This window comes from Micromonospora sp. NPDC050397 (assembly GCF_044901685.1).
Lineage (GTDB): Bacteria > Actinomycetota > Actinomycetes > Mycobacteriales > Micromonosporaceae > Micromonospora_G.
The window spans coordinates 36,437-53,167 of the sequence record NZ_JBJDPS010000007.1 but is presented as its reverse complement, the minus strand read 5'-3'; the positions used below and the strand labels follow the sequence as shown (position 1 = coordinate 53,167).

12 protein-coding genes are annotated in these 16,731 nt (G+C 70.0%); 7 read left to right on the top strand and 5 right to left on the bottom strand.

The features are described from left to right. Nucleotides 1-46: 46 nt before the first annotated feature. Genes ACI2K4_RS23325 through ACI2K4_RS23315 form a run of 3 tightly spaced genes read right to left on the bottom strand, consistent with a single transcriptional unit; the run spans nucleotide 47 to nucleotide 4,516 of the window. Nucleotides 47-2,065, bottom strand: coding sequence for an ABC transporter ATP-binding protein (locus ACI2K4_RS23325; protein ID WP_404514139.1), 2,019 nt, complete (start codon nucleotides 2,063-2,065; stop codon nucleotides 47-49). 38 nt (nucleotides 2,066-2,103) lie between these two features. Then, the gene (locus ACI2K4_RS23320; RefSeq protein ID WP_404514138.1) at nucleotides 2,104-3,837 is read right to left on the bottom strand and encodes an ABC transporter ATP-binding protein; all 1,734 of its coding nucleotides are present in this window, start codon (nucleotides 3,835-3,837) and stop codon (nucleotides 2,104-2,106) included. A 34-nt stretch (nucleotides 3,838-3,871) separates the two neighbouring features. Beyond that, complete coding sequence (locus ACI2K4_RS23315; RefSeq protein ID WP_404514137.1) at nucleotides 3,872-4,516, bottom strand: TetR/AcrR family transcriptional regulator; 645 nt, start codon at nucleotides 4,514-4,516, stop codon at nucleotides 3,872-3,874. Nucleotides 4,517-4,741: 225 nt separating this feature from the next. Between ACI2K4_RS23315 and ACI2K4_RS23310 the strand changes: the two genes are divergently transcribed. The 5 genes from ACI2K4_RS23310 to ACI2K4_RS23290 all read left to right on the top strand — a co-directional run bounded on the left by ACI2K4_RS23310 (nucleotide 4,742) and on the right by ACI2K4_RS23290 (nucleotide 12,800). Continuing rightward, nucleotides 4,742-6,412, top strand: coding sequence for an amidohydrolase family protein (locus tag ACI2K4_RS23310; protein ID WP_404514136.1), 1,671 nt, complete (start codon nucleotides 4,742-4,744; stop codon nucleotides 6,410-6,412). 307 nt (nucleotides 6,413-6,719) lie between these two features. Beyond that, nucleotides 6,720-9,140, top strand: coding sequence for a M14 family zinc carboxypeptidase (locus ACI2K4_RS23305; RefSeq protein ID WP_404514135.1), 2,421 nt, complete (start codon nucleotides 6,720-6,722; stop codon nucleotides 9,138-9,140). A 98-nt stretch (nucleotides 9,141-9,238) separates the two neighbouring features. Beyond that, nucleotides 9,239-10,531 (top strand): YibE/F family protein, encoded by a 1,293-nt coding sequence (locus ACI2K4_RS23300; RefSeq protein ID WP_404514133.1) that lies wholly within the window; start codon nucleotides 9,239-9,241, stop codon nucleotides 10,529-10,531. A 193-nt stretch (nucleotides 10,532-10,724) separates the two neighbouring features. After that, nucleotides 10,725-11,711: an AraC family transcriptional regulator gene (locus ACI2K4_RS23295; protein ID WP_404514132.1), complete on the top strand. Its 987-nt coding sequence runs from the start codon at nucleotides 10,725-10,727 to the stop codon at nucleotides 11,709-11,711. Between the two features lie 120 nt (nucleotides 11,712-11,831). After that, on the top strand, nucleotides 11,832-12,800 hold the full coding sequence (locus ACI2K4_RS23290; RefSeq protein WP_404514130.1) for a helix-turn-helix transcriptional regulator: 969 nt from the start codon (nucleotides 11,832-11,834) through the stop codon (nucleotides 12,798-12,800). A 21-nt stretch (nucleotides 12,801-12,821) separates the two neighbouring features. Here the strand turns inward: ACI2K4_RS23290 and ACI2K4_RS23285 are convergent, their stop codons facing one another. Next, the gene (locus ACI2K4_RS23285) at nucleotides 12,822-13,565 is read right to left on the bottom strand and encodes an ANTAR domain-containing protein (protein ID WP_404514129.1); all 744 of its coding nucleotides are present in this window, start codon (nucleotides 13,563-13,565) and stop codon (nucleotides 12,822-12,824) included. Between the two features lie 455 nt (nucleotides 13,566-14,020). Between ACI2K4_RS23285 and ACI2K4_RS23280 the strand changes: the two genes are divergently transcribed. Both ACI2K4_RS23280 and ACI2K4_RS23275 read left to right on the top strand, forming a co-directional pair. After that, the gene (locus ACI2K4_RS23280; RefSeq protein ID WP_404514127.1) at nucleotides 14,021-15,511 is read left to right on the top strand and encodes an OFA family MFS transporter; all 1,491 of its coding nucleotides are present in this window, start codon (nucleotides 14,021-14,023) and stop codon (nucleotides 15,509-15,511) included. Further along, nucleotides 15,508-15,645 carry a hypothetical protein gene (locus ACI2K4_RS23275; RefSeq protein ID WP_404514126.1) on the top strand — a complete coding sequence of 46 codons (138 nt, stop codon included), beginning with the start codon at nucleotides 15,508-15,510 and terminating at the stop codon, nucleotides 15,643-15,645. Before ACI2K4_RS23280 ends, ACI2K4_RS23275 begins: the two co-directional genes overlap by 4 nt. Here the strand turns inward: ACI2K4_RS23275 and ACI2K4_RS23270 are convergent. Then, nucleotides 15,635-16,729 carry an amidohydrolase family protein gene (locus ACI2K4_RS23270; RefSeq protein WP_404514125.1) on the bottom strand — a complete coding sequence of 365 codons (1,095 nt, stop codon included), beginning with the start codon at nucleotides 16,727-16,729 and terminating at the stop codon, nucleotides 15,635-15,637. The genes ACI2K4_RS23275 and ACI2K4_RS23270 overlap by 11 nt on opposite strands. Between the last annotated feature and the right edge of the window lie 2 nt (nucleotides 16,730-16,731).

Below are 16,731 nucleotides of genomic sequence, written 5' to 3'. Positions count from 1 at the left end.
GGCCCCTTATTAACGCTATGCGTTAATAAGGGGCCCTTCCTTACACTCAACGCTGGCGGAGGAGGGGGCTGGTCGGGGCCGGGGGCGCCTCGTCCACGTCGACGGCGGGCTGCGAGAACTGGGCGTGGTAGAGCCGGTGGTACGCGCCCTGCGCCGCGAGCAGTTCGGCGTGCGTACCCTGCTCGACGATCCGGCCGCTCTCCATCACCAGGATCAGGTGGGCGTCGCGGATGGTGGAGAGCCGGTGCGCGATCACAAAACTGGTCCGGTCCGAGCGCAGCGCGGCCATCGCCCGTTGCAGCAGCACCTCGGTACGGGTGTCCACCGAACTCGTCGCCTCGTCCAGGATCAGCAGCGACGGGTTGGACAGGAACGCGCGGGCAATCGTGATCAACTGCTTCTCGCCCGCGCTGACGTTGCTCCCCTCCTCGTCGATCACCGTGTCGTAACCGTCGGGCAGGCTACGGACGAACCGGTCGACGAAGGTCGCCTTCGCCGCCGCGAGGATCTCCTCCTCGCTCGCCTCCGGGTTGCCGTACGCGATGTTCTGCCGGATCGTGCCCCCGAACAGCCAGGTGTCCTGGAGCACCATGCCGATCTCCGAGCGCAGGGCGTCCCGGGTCAGGTCGGTCAGATCGACCCCGTCCAGGGTGATCCGGCCGCTGTCCAGTTCGTAGAAGCGCATCACCAGGTTGACCAGGGTGGTCTTGCCGGCACCGGTCGGCCCGACGATCGCCACCGTGTGACCCGGTTCGGCCACCAACGACAGGTCCTCGATCAGCGGCTTGTCGTGCTCGTACCGGAAGGAGATCCGCTCGAACTCGACCCGGCCGCGCCGGTCGGCGAGCCCGGCCGGGGCGGCCGGGTCCGGGCTCTGCTCCTCGGCGTCGAGCAGGTCGAAGACCCGTTCGGCCGAGGCGACCCCGGACTGGAGCAGGTTCGCCATCGCCGCCGCCTGGGTCAGCGGCTGGGTGAACTGCCGCGAGTACTGGATGAACGCCTGTACGTCACCGAGGCTCATCGCGCCCGAGGCGACCCGCAGGCCACCGATCACCGCGATCGCCACGTAGCCCAGGTTCCCGATGAACATCATCGACGGCATGATGATGCCGGAGACAAACTGGGCACCGAAGCTCGCCTTGAACAACTCGTCGTTCTTCTCGGCGAAGGACGCCTCGATCTCACGCTGCCGGCCGAAGACCTTGACCAGCTCGTGGCCGGTGAACGCCTCCTCGATCTGACCGTTGAGCGCGCCGGTGTGCTTCCACTGGGCGACAAACTGCTTCTGCGACCGCTTGGCGATCTGCTTGGTCACCCAGATCGACAGCGGCACCGCGACCAGCGCGACCACCGCCAACAGCGGTGAGATGACAAACATCAGCACCACGACGCCGACCAGGGTCAGCAGCGAGGTCAGCAACTGGCTCAGCGTCTGCTGGAGGCTCTGCGAGATGTTGTCGATGTCGTTGGTCACCCGGCTGAGCAGCTCGCCCCGGGGCTGCTTGTCGAAGTACGGCAACGGCAACCGGTTGAGCTTGTCCTCGACGTCGGAGCGGAGCTGCCGGATGGTCCGCTGCACCACCCCGTTGAGGATGTAACCCTGCAACCAGGCGAGCACACTGGCGGCGAGGAAGAGCAGCATCACCAGCAGCAGCACCCGGCCGAGCCGGTCGAAGTCGATGCCGACCCCGGGCACCACGTTCGCCTTGGCGAGGATGTCGGCGTACGAGTCGTTGCCGGCCGCCCGCGCGGCGTCGATCGCCTGTTGGCTGGTGGTCCCGGCCGGCAACTGCTTGCCGAGGACGCCGGAGAAGATGATGTCGGTGGCGTGCCCGAGGATCTTCGGGCCGGTGACGCTGAGGGCGACGCTGGCGACGGCGAGCGTGATCACCCCGATCAGGGCGAGCCGGTGTGGCCGGAGCCGGGCCATCAGCCGCCTGGCCGAGGGCAGGAAGTTCATCGACTTCTCGGCCGGCATGCCCGCGCCCATCCAGGGCGGGCCGCCGCCGCGCCGGGCGGCGGCGGGCAACCGCGCCGGGGCGGTCGCGGTGGTCTTGTCGCTCATGCCGGTACTCCGTGTCTGGTCCGGTGCCGGTCGGCCGCTCATGCCACCGCCGCCACACTGAGCTGGGACTCCACGATCTCGGCGTAGGTGGGGCAGGTCTCGACCAGGTCCTGGTGCCGGCCGACTCCCACGATCGCGCCGTCCTCCAGGACAACGATCTGGTCGGCGTCGACGATGGTCGACACGCGTTGCGCCACGATCACCACCGCCGCGTCCGCGGTGACCGGCCGCAGCGCGGCCCGCAGCCGGGCGTCGGTGCCTAGGTCGAGCGCGGAGAAGGAGTCGTCGAAGAGGTAGATCTCCGGTTTGCGGACCAGCGCGCGGGCGATCGCGAGCCGCTGGCGCTGACCGCCGGAGAGGTTCGTGCCGCCCTGGCTGACCGGCGCCTCGAGCCCCTCGGGCAGCGCCTCGACGAAGTCACGGGCCTGGGCGATCTCCAGGGCGACCCAGAGCTCGTCGTCGGTCGCCGCCGGGTTGCCGTAGCGCAGGTTGCTCGCGACGGTGCCGGAGAAGAGGTACGGACGCTGCGGCACCAACCCGATCCGCTGCCACAGGATGTCCGGGGAGAGTTCCCGTACGTCGACACCGTCGACCAGCACGGTGCCACCGGTCGCGTCGAAGAGCCGGGGCACCAGCCCGAGCAGCGTGGTCTTGCCCGCGCCGGTACTGCCGATGATCGCGGTGGTCTGACCCGCGCCGGCTCGGAACGAGATGTCCCGCAGCACCGGCGCGACCGCGCCCGGGTACTGGAACCGCACGTCGCGCAGCTCCAACTCACCACGCGTGGTCACCTCGCTGACCGGTCGCGGCGGCGGCACGACCGACGAGTCGGTGTCGAGCACCTCGACGATCCGCTCGGCGCAGACCGCCGCCCGGGGCACCATCATCAGCATGAAGGTGGCCATCATGACCGACATCAGGGTCAGCACCAGGTAGCTCAGGAAGGCGGTCAGCGCGCCGATCTGGAGCTGGCCGGCGTCGATCCGGGACGCGCCGAACCAGAGCACCGCGACACTGGAGGCGTTGAGCACGAGCATCACGATCGGGAAGATCAGCGCCATCAGCCGCCCGGTGCGCAGCGCGGTCGCGGTGAGGTCGGCGTTGGCGGTGCCGAACCGGCGGGTCTCGAACGGCTCCCGAACGAACGCGCGGACCACCCGGATGCCGGTGATCTGCTCGCGCAGCACCCGGTTGACCGTGTCGATCCGGGTCTGCATCAGCCGGAACTGCGGCACCATCTTGCGGATGATCAGGCCGATGGAGAGGACCAGCAGCGGTACGCAGACGACCATCAGCCAGGAGAGGCCGAGGTCCTCGCGGAGCGCCATGATCACGCCGCCGACGCAGGTGATCGGCGCCGCGACGAGCAACGTACAGGTCACCACGACGAGCATCTGCACCTGTTGCACGTCGTTGGTGTTCCGCGTGATCAGCGACGGGGCGCCGAACTGGTTGACCTCCCGGGCGGAGAAGCTCATCACCCGGTTGAAGATCGCCGCGCGTACGTCCCGGCCGAAGCTCATCGCGGTCCGGGCGCCGTAGTAGACGGCGGCGATCGCACAGGCGATCTGTACGGCGCTGACCAGCAGCATCCAGCCGCCGATCCGCAGGATGTAGTCGGTGTCGCCCCGGGCGATGCCCTGGTCGATGATGTCGGCGTTGAGGCTCGGCAGGTAGAGCGAGGCCATGGTGCCGACCAGTTGCAGCAGCACCACCACGGTGAGCGGCCGCCGGTACGGTTGCAGGTAGGTACGGAGTAAGCGAGTCAGCATCGGTGACCCCCCGAATCAGGGATGCGGCGGACGATCATGACGGTTCCGTACGGTGTCGGAGGCCGTCGAGTAGCACGGTGACGATCTGCTCCGCGGAGAGCGGGTCGTCGTCGTTGATCATGGGATGGGAACCGGAGAAGACCAGCAGCCGCAGCAGCCGGGCCACCTCCTGGGTGGTGCAACGAAACTGGTCCCGGTCGGGTTCGATGATCCGGGCGACCTCGGCCTGGATCCGCTCGTTGGTGGGGCGGACCCGGGCGCGGTGCTCCTCGCGGTTGGGCGGTGGCCCGTTCAGACCGACCGCGGTGACCAGATTGATCACCCTGATCAGCCGGCGCTGGATGATGGTGGTCACCTGGATCAGCCGTTCCCGCAGCGGCAGCGAGAGATCCACCGCGGCGAACTCCGCGTAGACCGGCTCGGGGTCCAACGCCGCCGCGACCGCCGCCTGGATAAGCGCTTGCTTGTCCGGAAAGACGCGGAATATCGTCCCCTCGGCGACGCCGGCCGCCTCCGCGATCTGACGGGTGGTGACCTTGATCCCGTGCTCGCCCACCAGCGGCAACGTGGCGGCGATCAGCGCCGCCCGGCGCTCGTCGGGCGGCAACGGACGCGCCCGCCCGGAGCCGGGAAGGCAGTGGGGCGGTTGGTCCGGTTCGATGGGCGGGGTGGGGCGCACGGGGGCGACAGTAACTGAGTGAGCGACTCACTCACAAGTGATTTCCCTGGCTGGCACGGACCTCCACGGGCACCGCCGCCCGACCCCGTGCCGCCGGCGCGGCCTGCCCGTCGGCATCGCGACACGCCGATACGATCCGGCCGGGCACACCGTTAGATTGGGATCGCGCTCCGCCGCGGCACCCTCCTGCCGCCCTCGTACACGACGCGACGAAGGGACGAGGGAATGTCCGACGCGGCACGACCGGAGTCGACCCCAACGGGGCCCGAACCCACCTCGGCGCGGTCCGGCTCCACCTCCACGGGGCCTGGCTCCACCTCGGCGGGATCCGAGCCGACCAGACGGGACTTCCTGCGCTGGCTCGCCCTGGGCGGGGTCGGCGTCGGCACCACCGGCGCCGCGTTGCTCGCCACGACGCCGGACGTCCGGGCCGGCGACCCCGCCGACACCGGCATCCTGGTGCTGGCCGGCGGGACCGTGATCGACGCCACCGGGGCACCACCTCGACCGGACACCAGCGTGGTGCTGATCGGCGACCGGATCATCAGTTTGGTCCAGGGGCGGCCGGCACCGAGGGCCGCCGGCGTACGGGTGGTCGACGCACGCGGCAAGTTTGTCGTTCCCGGCCTCTGGGACATGCACGCGCACGGAACCGTGGACGAGCGCATCTTCCTCCCGCTCCACCTGGCCAACGGGGTGACCGGAATCCGGGAGATGTGGGGCTACCCCGAGGTGGAGGCGCTGCGCCGACGAATCGACGCCGGGGAGGTGGCCGGACCCCGGATGCGGGTGGCGAGTCCGATCATCGACGAACCGCCGTCGATCCTGGGCCCGCCGGCCGTCCTGGTCCGTACGCCGAGCGAGGCGCGGGCCGCCGTACGCCGGGCCAAGGACGAGGGGGCGGACTTCGTCAAGGTCTACTCCTACCTCGGCCGCGACACCTACTTCGCCCTCGCCCACGAGGCCCGCCGCCAACGGCTGCCGCTGGCCGGACACCTGCCCTACCGGGTCAGCGCCGTCGAGGCGAGCGACCTGGGACAACACTCCTTCGAGCACCTGTTCGGCCTGCCCGTGGCGGCCTCGTCCCGGGAGCGGGAGTTCAGCCAGCGGATCGCCCAGACCCCGCTCACCGACCCGACCGCGTACTTCCACCTGATGCGCGAGATCGAGTGGGAGGCGGCGGAGAACTGGAGCTCACGCCGAGCGGGTGCGCTCTTCCGTCGCCTGGTCCGCAACAACACCTGGTTGTCACCGACCCTGGCGGTAAACCGGGTGGTGAACTCCCCCGCCGCAATGTTCGCCAACGACCCCCGGCTGAAGTACATCCCCGCCGCGTACCAGGAGCTGTGGGCCGAGCGGATCAGGATCTTCGCGCCCACCACACCGGAACAGACCATGCGGCAGCGCGCCTTCTTCCGGGTCCTGCGCCGGCTGGTGGGACAGGCCCGGCAGGCCGGCGTCGGCATCGTCGGCGGTACGGACTGCGGCAACCCGTACTGCTTTCCCGGGTTCAGCCTGCACGACGAACTGTCGCTCCTGGTCGACAGCGGCCTGAGCGCGCTTCAGGCGTTGCAGAGCGTGACCCGGGACGCGGCCCGCTACCTGGGCGAGGAGCGGAGCATGGGCACGGTGGCCCCGGACAAGGTCGCCGACCTGGTGCTGCTCGACGCCAACCCGCTGACCGACATCGAGAACACCCGGCGGATCCACGCCGTGGTGACCCGGGGCCGCCTGATCACGTCCGGCATGCGTACCCGGATGCTCGCCGACGTGGAGGCGGCGGCGGCCGAACCCGGCGTGCTCACCGTGACCACCCGACGCCTCGCCTGTCCCTGTCACCCGTTTGCCGCCCCCACCTCCGCGCCGACCAGGCGGATGCGGCAGGGCGGCAGGTAGACGCGCCGACGCCGACCTCGAATCCGCACCAACTGCCGGAGCCGACAAGGTGGACAACCGTGACCTTGGTGTCCATGATGGACGCCCTGTTCACACCTTCGGCTGACCCTCGGTCCGGCACACGGGCTACCCGGAATCGACGATCAGCCGCTGGCCGGAAAACCGCCGATCAGCCACACATCCATGATCCTTGACAAGGTGACGTGGCACACAACAGACTGCGGCCAACGTGATCATCAATGACCGCCCCGGCAATCGACCCGCCGTGGGCGGTCTCCGTGCACGCCACGACCGGAGGAAGCCTCGTATGAGGAGTATCAGCAAACCGGCCAGAGTCAGTCGTCTGGTAGCCCTACTCACCGTCCCGACCGCGCTGCTCCTGGGCGCGCTGCCGACCCTCGCCAGCCCCGCCGACAACGGGCAGGTGGAACCGACCCGTAAGTCCAGCACCGAGCAGAACGGCGTTGCGCTGATGCGCATCGTCGCCGCCGACAAGGGCGAGGTCGACCGGCTCGCCGACCTCGGCGTCGACCTGGTCGAGTACAGCAAGCCGGTGGAGGACGGCATCGAGGTCCACGCCGTGCTCAGCCCCGAGGAGAGCGCCGCCCTGCGGGAGATGGGCTTCGACCTGCGGGGCAAGATCTCCGACCAGGACGACTACCGGGCCAACGTCGCCGAGCGGAAGGCCGCCATCGCCGCCGCCGACGCGGCGGAGCTGCTCGCGACCGACCAGCTCACCGTGCTCCGGGCCGAGTGGTTCACCAGCCTGGACGGCAACCGCTTCCTGTCGTTCGAGGTCAAGTCGAACGCCGGTGCCGACGCCGACACGGTGATCACGGCAAGCTGGGACACCGGCATGGACACCCCGCCGGCCTCCGGCGGCACCGCGACCATGTCCCGGTTCACCGACGCCGGGCAGTACATGTACCACCGGTTCAGCAGCCCGCTCGCGCTGACCACGGCGGAGCCGAACCGGGTCACCTTCACCAGCAGCAAGGGCGGCACGGTCAAGGCGTCGGTGACGCAGTGGCTGGGCAAGCCGAAGGAGGCGCCGGACCCGCACTACGTCTCCGACTTCGTCGACCACTACATGGACCCGACCGAGATCACCGAGCGGATCGAGGGCCTGGCGGCGGAGTTCCCGAAGATCACCCAGATCATCGACCTGCCGAACCTGACCAACGGCTACCGCCGCAAGGCCCAGGCGCAGTTCGGTACGGCGGCGGCGAGCACCTTCTACGTCACCACCAAGGCGTGGGGCCACGAGGGTGGCAACGACACCAGCGTCTCGCTGATCAACCCGGGTGCGGCCAACCAGGCGTTGACCGTACTGGTCGCCGGCAAGACCGTGGTGGTCTCCCTGGCCACCGACGGCAGCGGCGCGCTGACCAGCACCGCCGCCCAGGTCGTCGCGGCGTTGAACGCGAACGCCGCCTCGTCCGCCCTGCTGACCGCCAGCCTCTACCGGGGCAACGCCGGTGCCGGCCTGGTGGCCACCGCCGGGGCGACCCGGCTCAGCGACAACCTCCAGGCCCCGGCGAGCATCTCCCGCGAGCCGTTCCAGATGAAGGCGCTGCGGATCGGCCGGGCCAAGGACGGCTCCAAGCCGGGTGTGTACCTCTTCTGCCAGCAGCACGCCCGGGAGTGGGTCACCCCGCTCACCTGCCTGGAGACCGCGGAGCGGCTGCTGCGCAACTACGAGCAGGACACGAAGACCCGCAACCTGGTCAACGGTCTGGACATCTTCGTCCTGCCGGTGGTCAACCCGGACGGCGCGCACTACAGCATGTACGACTTCAACTCGCAGCGTAAGAACATGACCAACCACTGCCCGGACGCGACCGGCGACCCGGCGAACCGCAACTCGTGGGGCGTCGACCTGAACCGGAACCAGAACGCCGGTTCGCTCTTCGACGGCTACAGCGGTGCCTCCACGAGCTGCACCAGCGGCACCTACGCCGGCCCGAGCGAGCAGTCCGAGCCGGAGGCGAAGAACGAGGACTGGCTGATCAACACGTACCCGAACATCAAGTTCTCGATGAACACCCACTCGTACGGTGGGTACTTCATGTGGGCGCCGGGCGCGTACAAGACGGCCGGTCGCGAGGTGCTGCCCCGGACCGACTTCGGCACCGAGAACTTCTTCTGGAACGCCTCGTCGAAGATCCTGAACGCGGTCCAGTCACACCGGGGTACGGCGATCTGGCCGGGTCGCACCGGCCCGACCACCGACGTGCTCTACTCGGCGGCCGGTAACAGTGCCGACGCGCACTGGTACAACAAGGGCATCATCGCCTGGAACTTCGAGGTCGGCGCGGACAAGTACAACCCCGCCACCAACCGCTGGGACGCGGTCGGCTTCCAGCCGGACTTCGCCGAGGGCCACGAGGAGGCGATGGAGTTCTCCAGCGGCCAGATCGCGATCCTCGAGGTGGCGAAGGCGTACGCGGCGGACCAGTCGAAGCCGACGGCCGAGCTGGTCGTGAAGAGCAAGGGCGCCGGTACGACCGACTTCACCTTCGCCACCAGTGAGGCGGCGAACGTCTACTACACCCTGGACGGCAGCACGCCGACCACGTCGTCGCTGAAGCTCGGCTTCGCCGGCTACCGGGAAGGGCCGGAGCGGATCACCATCACCGCGAAGACCACGGTCCGCTGGCTCGCCGTCGACATCGCCGGCAACGTCGGCAACGTACAGGAGAAGGTTCTGAACGTACCGAAGAGCTGAGGCTCAACGTGGCCGCCGCCCCTGCCCAGGGTCGGCGGCCACACCCTTGTCCTCCCCCGGGTGGGACCGTCGTTGATCGGGTCAGGATGGAGCGTTTGATGCACTCGCACGGGCACGGTGAACTGGCTGGTGGGCGGCGACGGCGGGCGGTGGTGCTGCTGACCGCGATCCTCGCCCCGCTGGCCGTACTCACGCTGGTCGGGCTGCTCCTGCTCTGGCCGGGGGGAGAGCAGGTCTCCGACGCGTCCTCGGGGACCGCCGGGCGCACGCTCAGCCACCCCGAGGCGACCGTGCAGACGGTGGCACCGTACGAGTGTCCGGCGCCGGGCCAGCGTACCGGCCCCGAGGCGGGTCCCCGCATGGTCACCTGTGCCACCGTGCAGGCCAGACTGGAGACCGGTCCCGAACGCGACGGCATCGTCACCGTCGAGGTGCCGGCGGAGTCGTACCGTAGCGGGCTCGAGGTCGGCGACCGGATCAAGGTGGTCCGGGTCTTCAACCACCAGACCGGGCCCGCGATGTACGCCTTCTACGACTACGCCCGTACGGTGCCGATCGGCATCCTCGCGGCGGTGTTCGCCCTGCTCGTGATCGCGGTTGCCCGGATGCGCGGGCTGAAGGCGCTGATCGGTCTCGGCTTCGCGTACCTGGTGATCGTCAAGTTCATGCTGCCGGCGCTGCTGGTCGGCGAGTCCGGCCTGCTGGTCGGCCTGGTCGGCGCGTCGGCGATCATGTTCGTCGTCCTCTACCTCGCGCACGGTTTCTCCGCCCGGACCACCACCGCACTGGCCGGTACGCTGTTCGGCCTGCTCGCCACGGCCGGGCTCGGCCTCTGGGCGGCCAGCGCGGCCCACCTGACCGGGCTCGGCGACAGCGACGGGATCAGCCTGGCCGTCTACAGCGGACAGATCGACCTCTCCGGCATCGTGCTCTGCGGCATCATCGTGGCCGGGCTCGGCGTGCTCAACGACGTGACCATCACCCAGTCCTCGGCAGTCTGGGAGCTGCACGAACTCGCGCCCGAACGGTCCGCGCGCCAACTCTTCGCCAGCGCCATGCGGATCGGTCGGGACCACATCGCGTCGACCGTCTACACCATCGCGTTCGCCTATGCCGGCGCCGCGCTGCCGATCATGCTGCTGATCAACGCCTACGACCGGCCGGTGCTCGCCGTACTGACCAGCGCGCAGATCGCCGAGGAGATCGTCCGTACGCTGGTCGCCTCGATCGGCCTGGTGCTGGCGATCCCGCTGACGACCGGGGTGGCGGTGGCCGTGGTGAAGGCGGTCGGCGGCGCGCGGGCGTCCGCGCCAGGATCGCGGGACGACGACGGGGACGGTCGGGTGGCCGGGGCGGTGCCGGCCGAGCCGGTGGGTGGTCAGCCGGGCTGATCGGGCGCGACCGCCTACGACCACCACCTGGCCAACTGTCCACGAACCGCGGACGCGGTCAGTTGATCTTCGCATTCCGGACATGTGGTGATACTGTCAGACCGGCCGGACATCGTCGCGGTGTGCGATCGAAGGTCAACGGCCTCTGTCCAACAGGGGGCATGCGACCCGCGTTTTCGAAAGCTTGGCCACCATGACGGTCTCACCGGGCACTCCCGACTCCACGCTGCCGGCCCAGTTTGTCTTCCGCACCACCGACCCCGAGCAGGCGCACGCCTTCATCCGCTCCCACTACGTGGACAACACGGTGCGCTTCCGGCAAACCCGCGACGCTTTCAGGTTCCGACACACGCACCGCTCCACCGGGCGCTTCTCGATCGCCACCGCCCTGCACACCGTCTCGGTCGAGTGCGCCAACGAACCGTCCGGGCAGCTCGTGATAGGGCGGGTGCTGGGTGGCCGATTCGAACGCGACACCGAGAACCAGACGGTCCGGGCCGGACCGAGAGACGTCTTCGTGATGGCGCGACCCGGCAAGCCCTTCACGGTACGTTGGGACACCGTCCGCATGCAGATCGTCCAGATCGACTGCGCCACGCTCGACGAGGTGCTCGGCGAGACTCCGGCCGGGGCGGCGACGCGACTCACCAGCCTCGAACCGGTGTGTCCGGCCGGTGCCCGGCTGTGGCTGAGCACCGTGGGCTACCTCGCCGACAGCGTCCTGCCCAACCCCGAGGTGGCCCGCAGCCCACTCGCGATCGCCAACGCGGCCCGAATCCTCGCCGCCACCGCCCTCACCGTCTTCCCGAACAACTCGATCGACCAGTGCAGTTGGAAGGACCGGACCGACGCCAGTCCGCTCGTCCTGCGCCGTGCGATCGAATTCATCGACTCACACGTCGGCGACAACATCACCCTCAGCGACATCGCCTTCGCCGCACGGGCGACCGGTCGCGCCGTCCAACGCGCCTTCAGACGACACCTCGGCACCACCCCCACCGGCTACCTGCGCGACGCCCGTCTCGAACACGCCCACCGGGACCTCGACAGCGGCAATCCCGCCAACGGCGACACGGTCACCGCCATCGCCGCCCGCTGGGGCTTTCCCCACCCCGGACGTTTTGCCACCACCTACCGGCGCGCGTACGGGCGCTCCCCACACAACACCCTGTACGGCTGAGGCGGGAAAGGCGGAGGAGAACCTGGGCGGGTGCCCGACCGGGAACCGAAGACCTGAACACGGGGAAGCCCAACGCCCCGGCTCCATGAGAGAGAGCCGGGCCGACTGGAGGTGTCCACGGTGTCGGAGCGCACTGTGCAACGCAGCGAGCTGCACACCAGAAACCACGACGCGGTCGCGGAGGCGATCAACCGGATCGGGGCTCACCGAGCGAGGATCAGCGTGCACGATCCCGGCGCGGCCGAATTCCGAGTCCGGTCCGTCACGTGTGACGGCTTCGGCGCCGACCTGGTCCGGCTGAACGGGGTCACGTACAGTGGCACCGTGGCCGCGTCGGGCAACGCGGTCGGGCTTCTCGTCCTGGCCGGCGGCGGTCGCGCCAGCGCCGCCGGGGCCGATGTCGCCATGGCGCGCAACGACGGAATGCTCTACCCGGTCGGGGCGCCGGTCGACATGAGCTACCGCGACCTGGTCGTCGCGACCGTTCGGGTCCCGGGTGCCGAGGTCGCGGAGCTGGCGGAGGAGGTGACCGGGCTGCCTGGAGCGAATCTGCGGTTCACGTCACTGACACCGGTGTCCGCGCCGATGCGGCGGTACTGGTGCGACACCGTCGGCTACCTGTGCCGTCAGCTCACCGCGCCCGGGGTCGAGCGACTCACGCTGGTCGTCGACCAGTTGCGACGACTGGCCGTCATGTCACTGCTGTCGGTGTTCCCGAACACCGCGATGACCGCCGCCCGGCTGCCGCGTACCGGACACGTCACCCCGGCCCCCGTACGCCGGGCGATCGGGCACATCGAGGCGCACGCGGACCTGCCCGTCACCGTGACCGAGATCGCCACCGCCGCCGGTGTCAGCCCCCGGGCTCTACAGGAGGCGTTCCGCCGCCAGTTGGACACCACACCCATGGGCTACCTGCGCCGCGTACGGCTGGAACGCGCGCACCGAGACCTACAGGACGCCGAGGCGACCACCGGAGCCACCGTCGCGTCGGTCGCCCGCCGCTGGGGCTTCACCAATCCCGGTCGCTTCTCGGTCGACTACCGCAAAGCGTACGGCCAGCATCCCAGCCGGACCCTGCGCTCCTGACCCACCGGACCGAGGATCTCGTCACCAACCCCGCCGCGACTCGCGCCCGGACGGACGCACCGTGGGCGGGCCGGTGGGCGGGCCGAATCTCCACGACGTCGGATCGCGAGAGGTGATCAGCTCCCGGGCAACGTCCCTGAGCTTGGTGTTGCTGGTCTGGGAGGTGGTCACGAGCCAGTCGAAGGCCTCCTCCGAGGTCATACCGTACCGCTGCATCAACACCCCCTTGGCCTGCCCGATCAGGTCCCGGGACCGCAACGCCGTACGCAGTTCGAGCTGCGCGTTGGCCGAGGCGATCGCCACCGAGGCATGGGCGGCCAGCACACCGGCGACCGCCTCCGCGAGCTGCCCGAACGCACCCGCGCTCGGGGCGTAGACGCTCAGCACACCCAACGGTTGACCGGTGACGAAGAGCCCCAGCGCGAGCGCCGACCGTACGCCGGCCTTGACCGCGTGGGGCGCGAGCCTCGGCCAACGGGCGTCCACCGTAAGGTCGTCACTGCGGATGCTGGCCCGGGCCGCGAGGGCGTCCAGACAGGGGCCCTCGCGGACCGCGTACTGGGCGGCTTCGATCCGGACCCGACCCTCGGTCGCCCGCGCGGAGAACCTCGACCCGCCGAGGAGCGACACCCCCGCCGCGTACGCGCCCGGTACCTCCGCCACCGTCATCGTGGCGACGCTGCTCCTCAGTGCCCCCTGATCGGGCTCCGCGGCCAACGTACGCGCCCACAAGGCCATCCGCTCCGCCAGCGATTCCGCGCTCACGCCGTAACGATGCCCGCGCCGCCGCCGCCCGTCAGCACGGATAGCGACCAGTTTGCCGCCAAGCCGTCGCCGGCCGCGCGCGGCGACACGACGGGGGTACGGGGCGGCTCGCTGCTGAACCGCCCCGCCCCGCCGCCCCGCGAAGCTGGGCTCCGGGCGCGGCCACCTCAATCTGCTCTTGACCACGACGATCTGTCCACGACCGCCGCTCGAAGACGCGCGAATCGAACAGTTCGTGCGCTTTGTGAACACCAGGACGGGCACGGCGCGACGCCCCCGGGCGGGCGGGTTGCCGCTCGGCTCACCGGTCGGACCGCCCGTCGCGTAGAAGATCACGTCCGGCGCTTCCCGGTCGCCCCGGCGTTACCGTTCCGCACGGTATGCGGAGGATTCGCCACCGGCGTACCGCCGACCGTCGACGGCCCCCGCGCAGTGGCTCGGAGAAGAGGTGTCACGTGCCATTACTCTCGGCGCTCGACCGCGCCCACACGATCGCGCCGGCGGGTTACAGCCGCTGGCTCATCCCACCGGCGGCGCTCTCGGTGCATCTCTGCATCGGCCAGGCGTACGCCACGAGTGTCTACAAGAACTCGCTCATCGCCCACTTCGACGCCAGCCAGACCGCGATCGGCATCATCTTCAGCATCGCGATCGTGATGCTGGGGCTCTCGGCGGCGGTCGGCGGCACCTGGGTCGAGGCGAACGGCCCGCGCAAGGCGATGTTCGTCTCCGCCTGCTTCTGGGCCTCCGGCTTCCTCGTCGGGGCCCTGGGCATCGCGACCAAACAGCTCTGGCTGGTCTACCTCGGCTACGGCTTCCTCGGCGGGATCGGACTCGGCATCGGCTACATCTCGCCGGTCTCCACCCTGATCAAATGGTTCCCGGACCGCCCCGGCCTCGCCACCGGCCTGGCCATCATGGGGTTCGGGGGTGGCGCGCTGCTGGCCAGCCCGCTCTCCCGCCAGTTGCTCTCGTTCTACGACGCCGACTACAACCCGGCGAACGCCGCCTCGGTCGCCTCCGGCGGCGCGCTGGTCGGACTCTTCCTCACCCTCGGCATCGGGTATTTCGTGATCATGATGTTCGGGGTGGTGAACGTCCGGGTGCCGGCACCGGACTGGCGCCCGGCCGGCTTCGACCCGGCCACGGTCGCGGTCAAGCCGCTGGTCACCACCGCCAGCGTCTCGGCCGCCAACGCCGTACGCACCCGGTCGTTCTGGCTGCTGTGGATCGTGCTCTTCTGCAACGTCACCGCCGGCATCGGGATCCTGGAGCAGGCCAGCCCGATGATCCAGGACTTCTTCCGGGAGAACGGGGTCTCCACCGTCGCGGTCGCCGCCGCCGGGGGCTTTGTCGGGCTGCTCTCGCTGTTCAACATGGCGGGCCGGTTCGTCTGGTCCTCCACCTCGGACCTGATCGGCCGCAAGCCCATCTACCTGCTCTACCTCGGTGGCGGGATGGTGCTCTACGCCCTGCTCGCCGCCGTGGGGCACGCGTCGACCGCGCTCTTCGTGCTACTCGCCTGCGTGATCCTCTCCTTCTACGGCGGTGGATTCGCCACCGTACCGGCCTACCTGCGGGACCTGTTCGGCACCTTCCAGGTGGGCGCGATCCACGGCCGGCTGCTGACCGCCTGGTCCGCCGCCGGGGTGGCCGGCCCGCTGATCATCAACGGGTTCCTCGACGCCCAGGGCAAGCCGGGCACCCTGACCGCCGCCGCCTACCGGCCCGCGCTGTTCACCATGGTCGGGGTGCTGGCCATCGGGTTCGTGGCGAACCTGCTCATCCGTCCCGTGCCCGAACGATTCCACGAACCACTCCCGCCGGGCACCCCGCCCGAACCGGTGACCGCCGTGGTCGCCGACGTACCGGCCCAGGTTCCCGTCGACGCGACCACCGGCACGACCACCGCGAGGACCAGCGAGCAGAAGGAGTCGACGAGATGACCGGATCAGAGGAGCGGCCGGCGGTCGGTGGGCAGGGGCTCCGTCTCGCGGTGTCCTGGCTGCTCGTCATCGTCCTGCTCGGCTACGGCGTGGTGCAGACGGTACGTACCGCGGTGAACCTCTTCACCCACTGAGGCCCGCGACCGGGTCGTCCCGTCCGGCGGGACGACCCGGCCCCGAACCGACGGTCGGTGGCGGGAACGTAGTCGCCGGGGCGGTGCCGGCCGACGAGGGTGGCAGGCGGTCGCCGAAGAGCGCCCGCGCGTTGCCCTCGCAGATCCCGTCACGGGTCGCACCCGGCAACCCGAGCCGGTCGAGCAGGTCGAGCGTGGCGCCCGGCTCCGAGTGCGGCATCGGTGGTGAGTCGGTGCCGAACAGCACCCGATCCGGGCCGAAGACGCGGACCGCCAGTTTCACCGCGCTCGCGCTCGGGGTGGCGGTGTCCACCCAGATCCGGGGCAGGTAGGCACTCGGCGGTCGCGCCAACGCGACCAACCGCCGCATCAGCCGGGGTGGGGCCGGACCGGGACGGGTGGGTCCACCACCGCCGTCCCAGTGTGCCGGCGCCATGACCCGGTCGAGTCTCTCGCCCAGCAGGCCGAGCGCCCCACCGGCGGCCGGGGCGATCAGCTTCAGCCCGGGAAAGCGGTCCAGCCAGCCGCCGAGCAGGCAGCAGGCCATCCCGACGGTGATGTCGTTGAACCGCCCCAACTGCTCGATCAGCAGCAGGTTGTCCAGCCCGGAGCCGGCCGCGGGCATCGCCGGTGGATGCAGCAGTACGGGCCGGTCCAGCTCGGCCGCGAGCGCGAAGAAGTCCTCCGCCTCGGGTGCGTCGAGATAGCGGCCGGCGACACTGGTGTTCGCGATCAGCCCGACAAACTGCGGTTCGCGTACGGTCCGCGCCACCCGGCGCAGGTGCGCGGCCCCGCCGAACGGGTTGACGTAGACGTACGCCCGCAGTCGCTCCGGGTGCCGGTCCACCAGACCGGCCAACCACTCGTCGTGCCGGGACAGGTCGTCCTCGCTCTGCGCGTAGTTGTCGACCCCGGGTAGGGGAACCATCGCGCCGCCGCCGACCGGACTGCCGACGATGGTGGTCCGTACGCCACGGTCGAGCTTCGCCGAGATCATCTCCTCGACCTGCCCGAGCGTACGGGGCATGGGGTAACGCCGCCTCGACTCGGGTGGACTCAGATGTCCGTGCACGTCGATCGTCACCC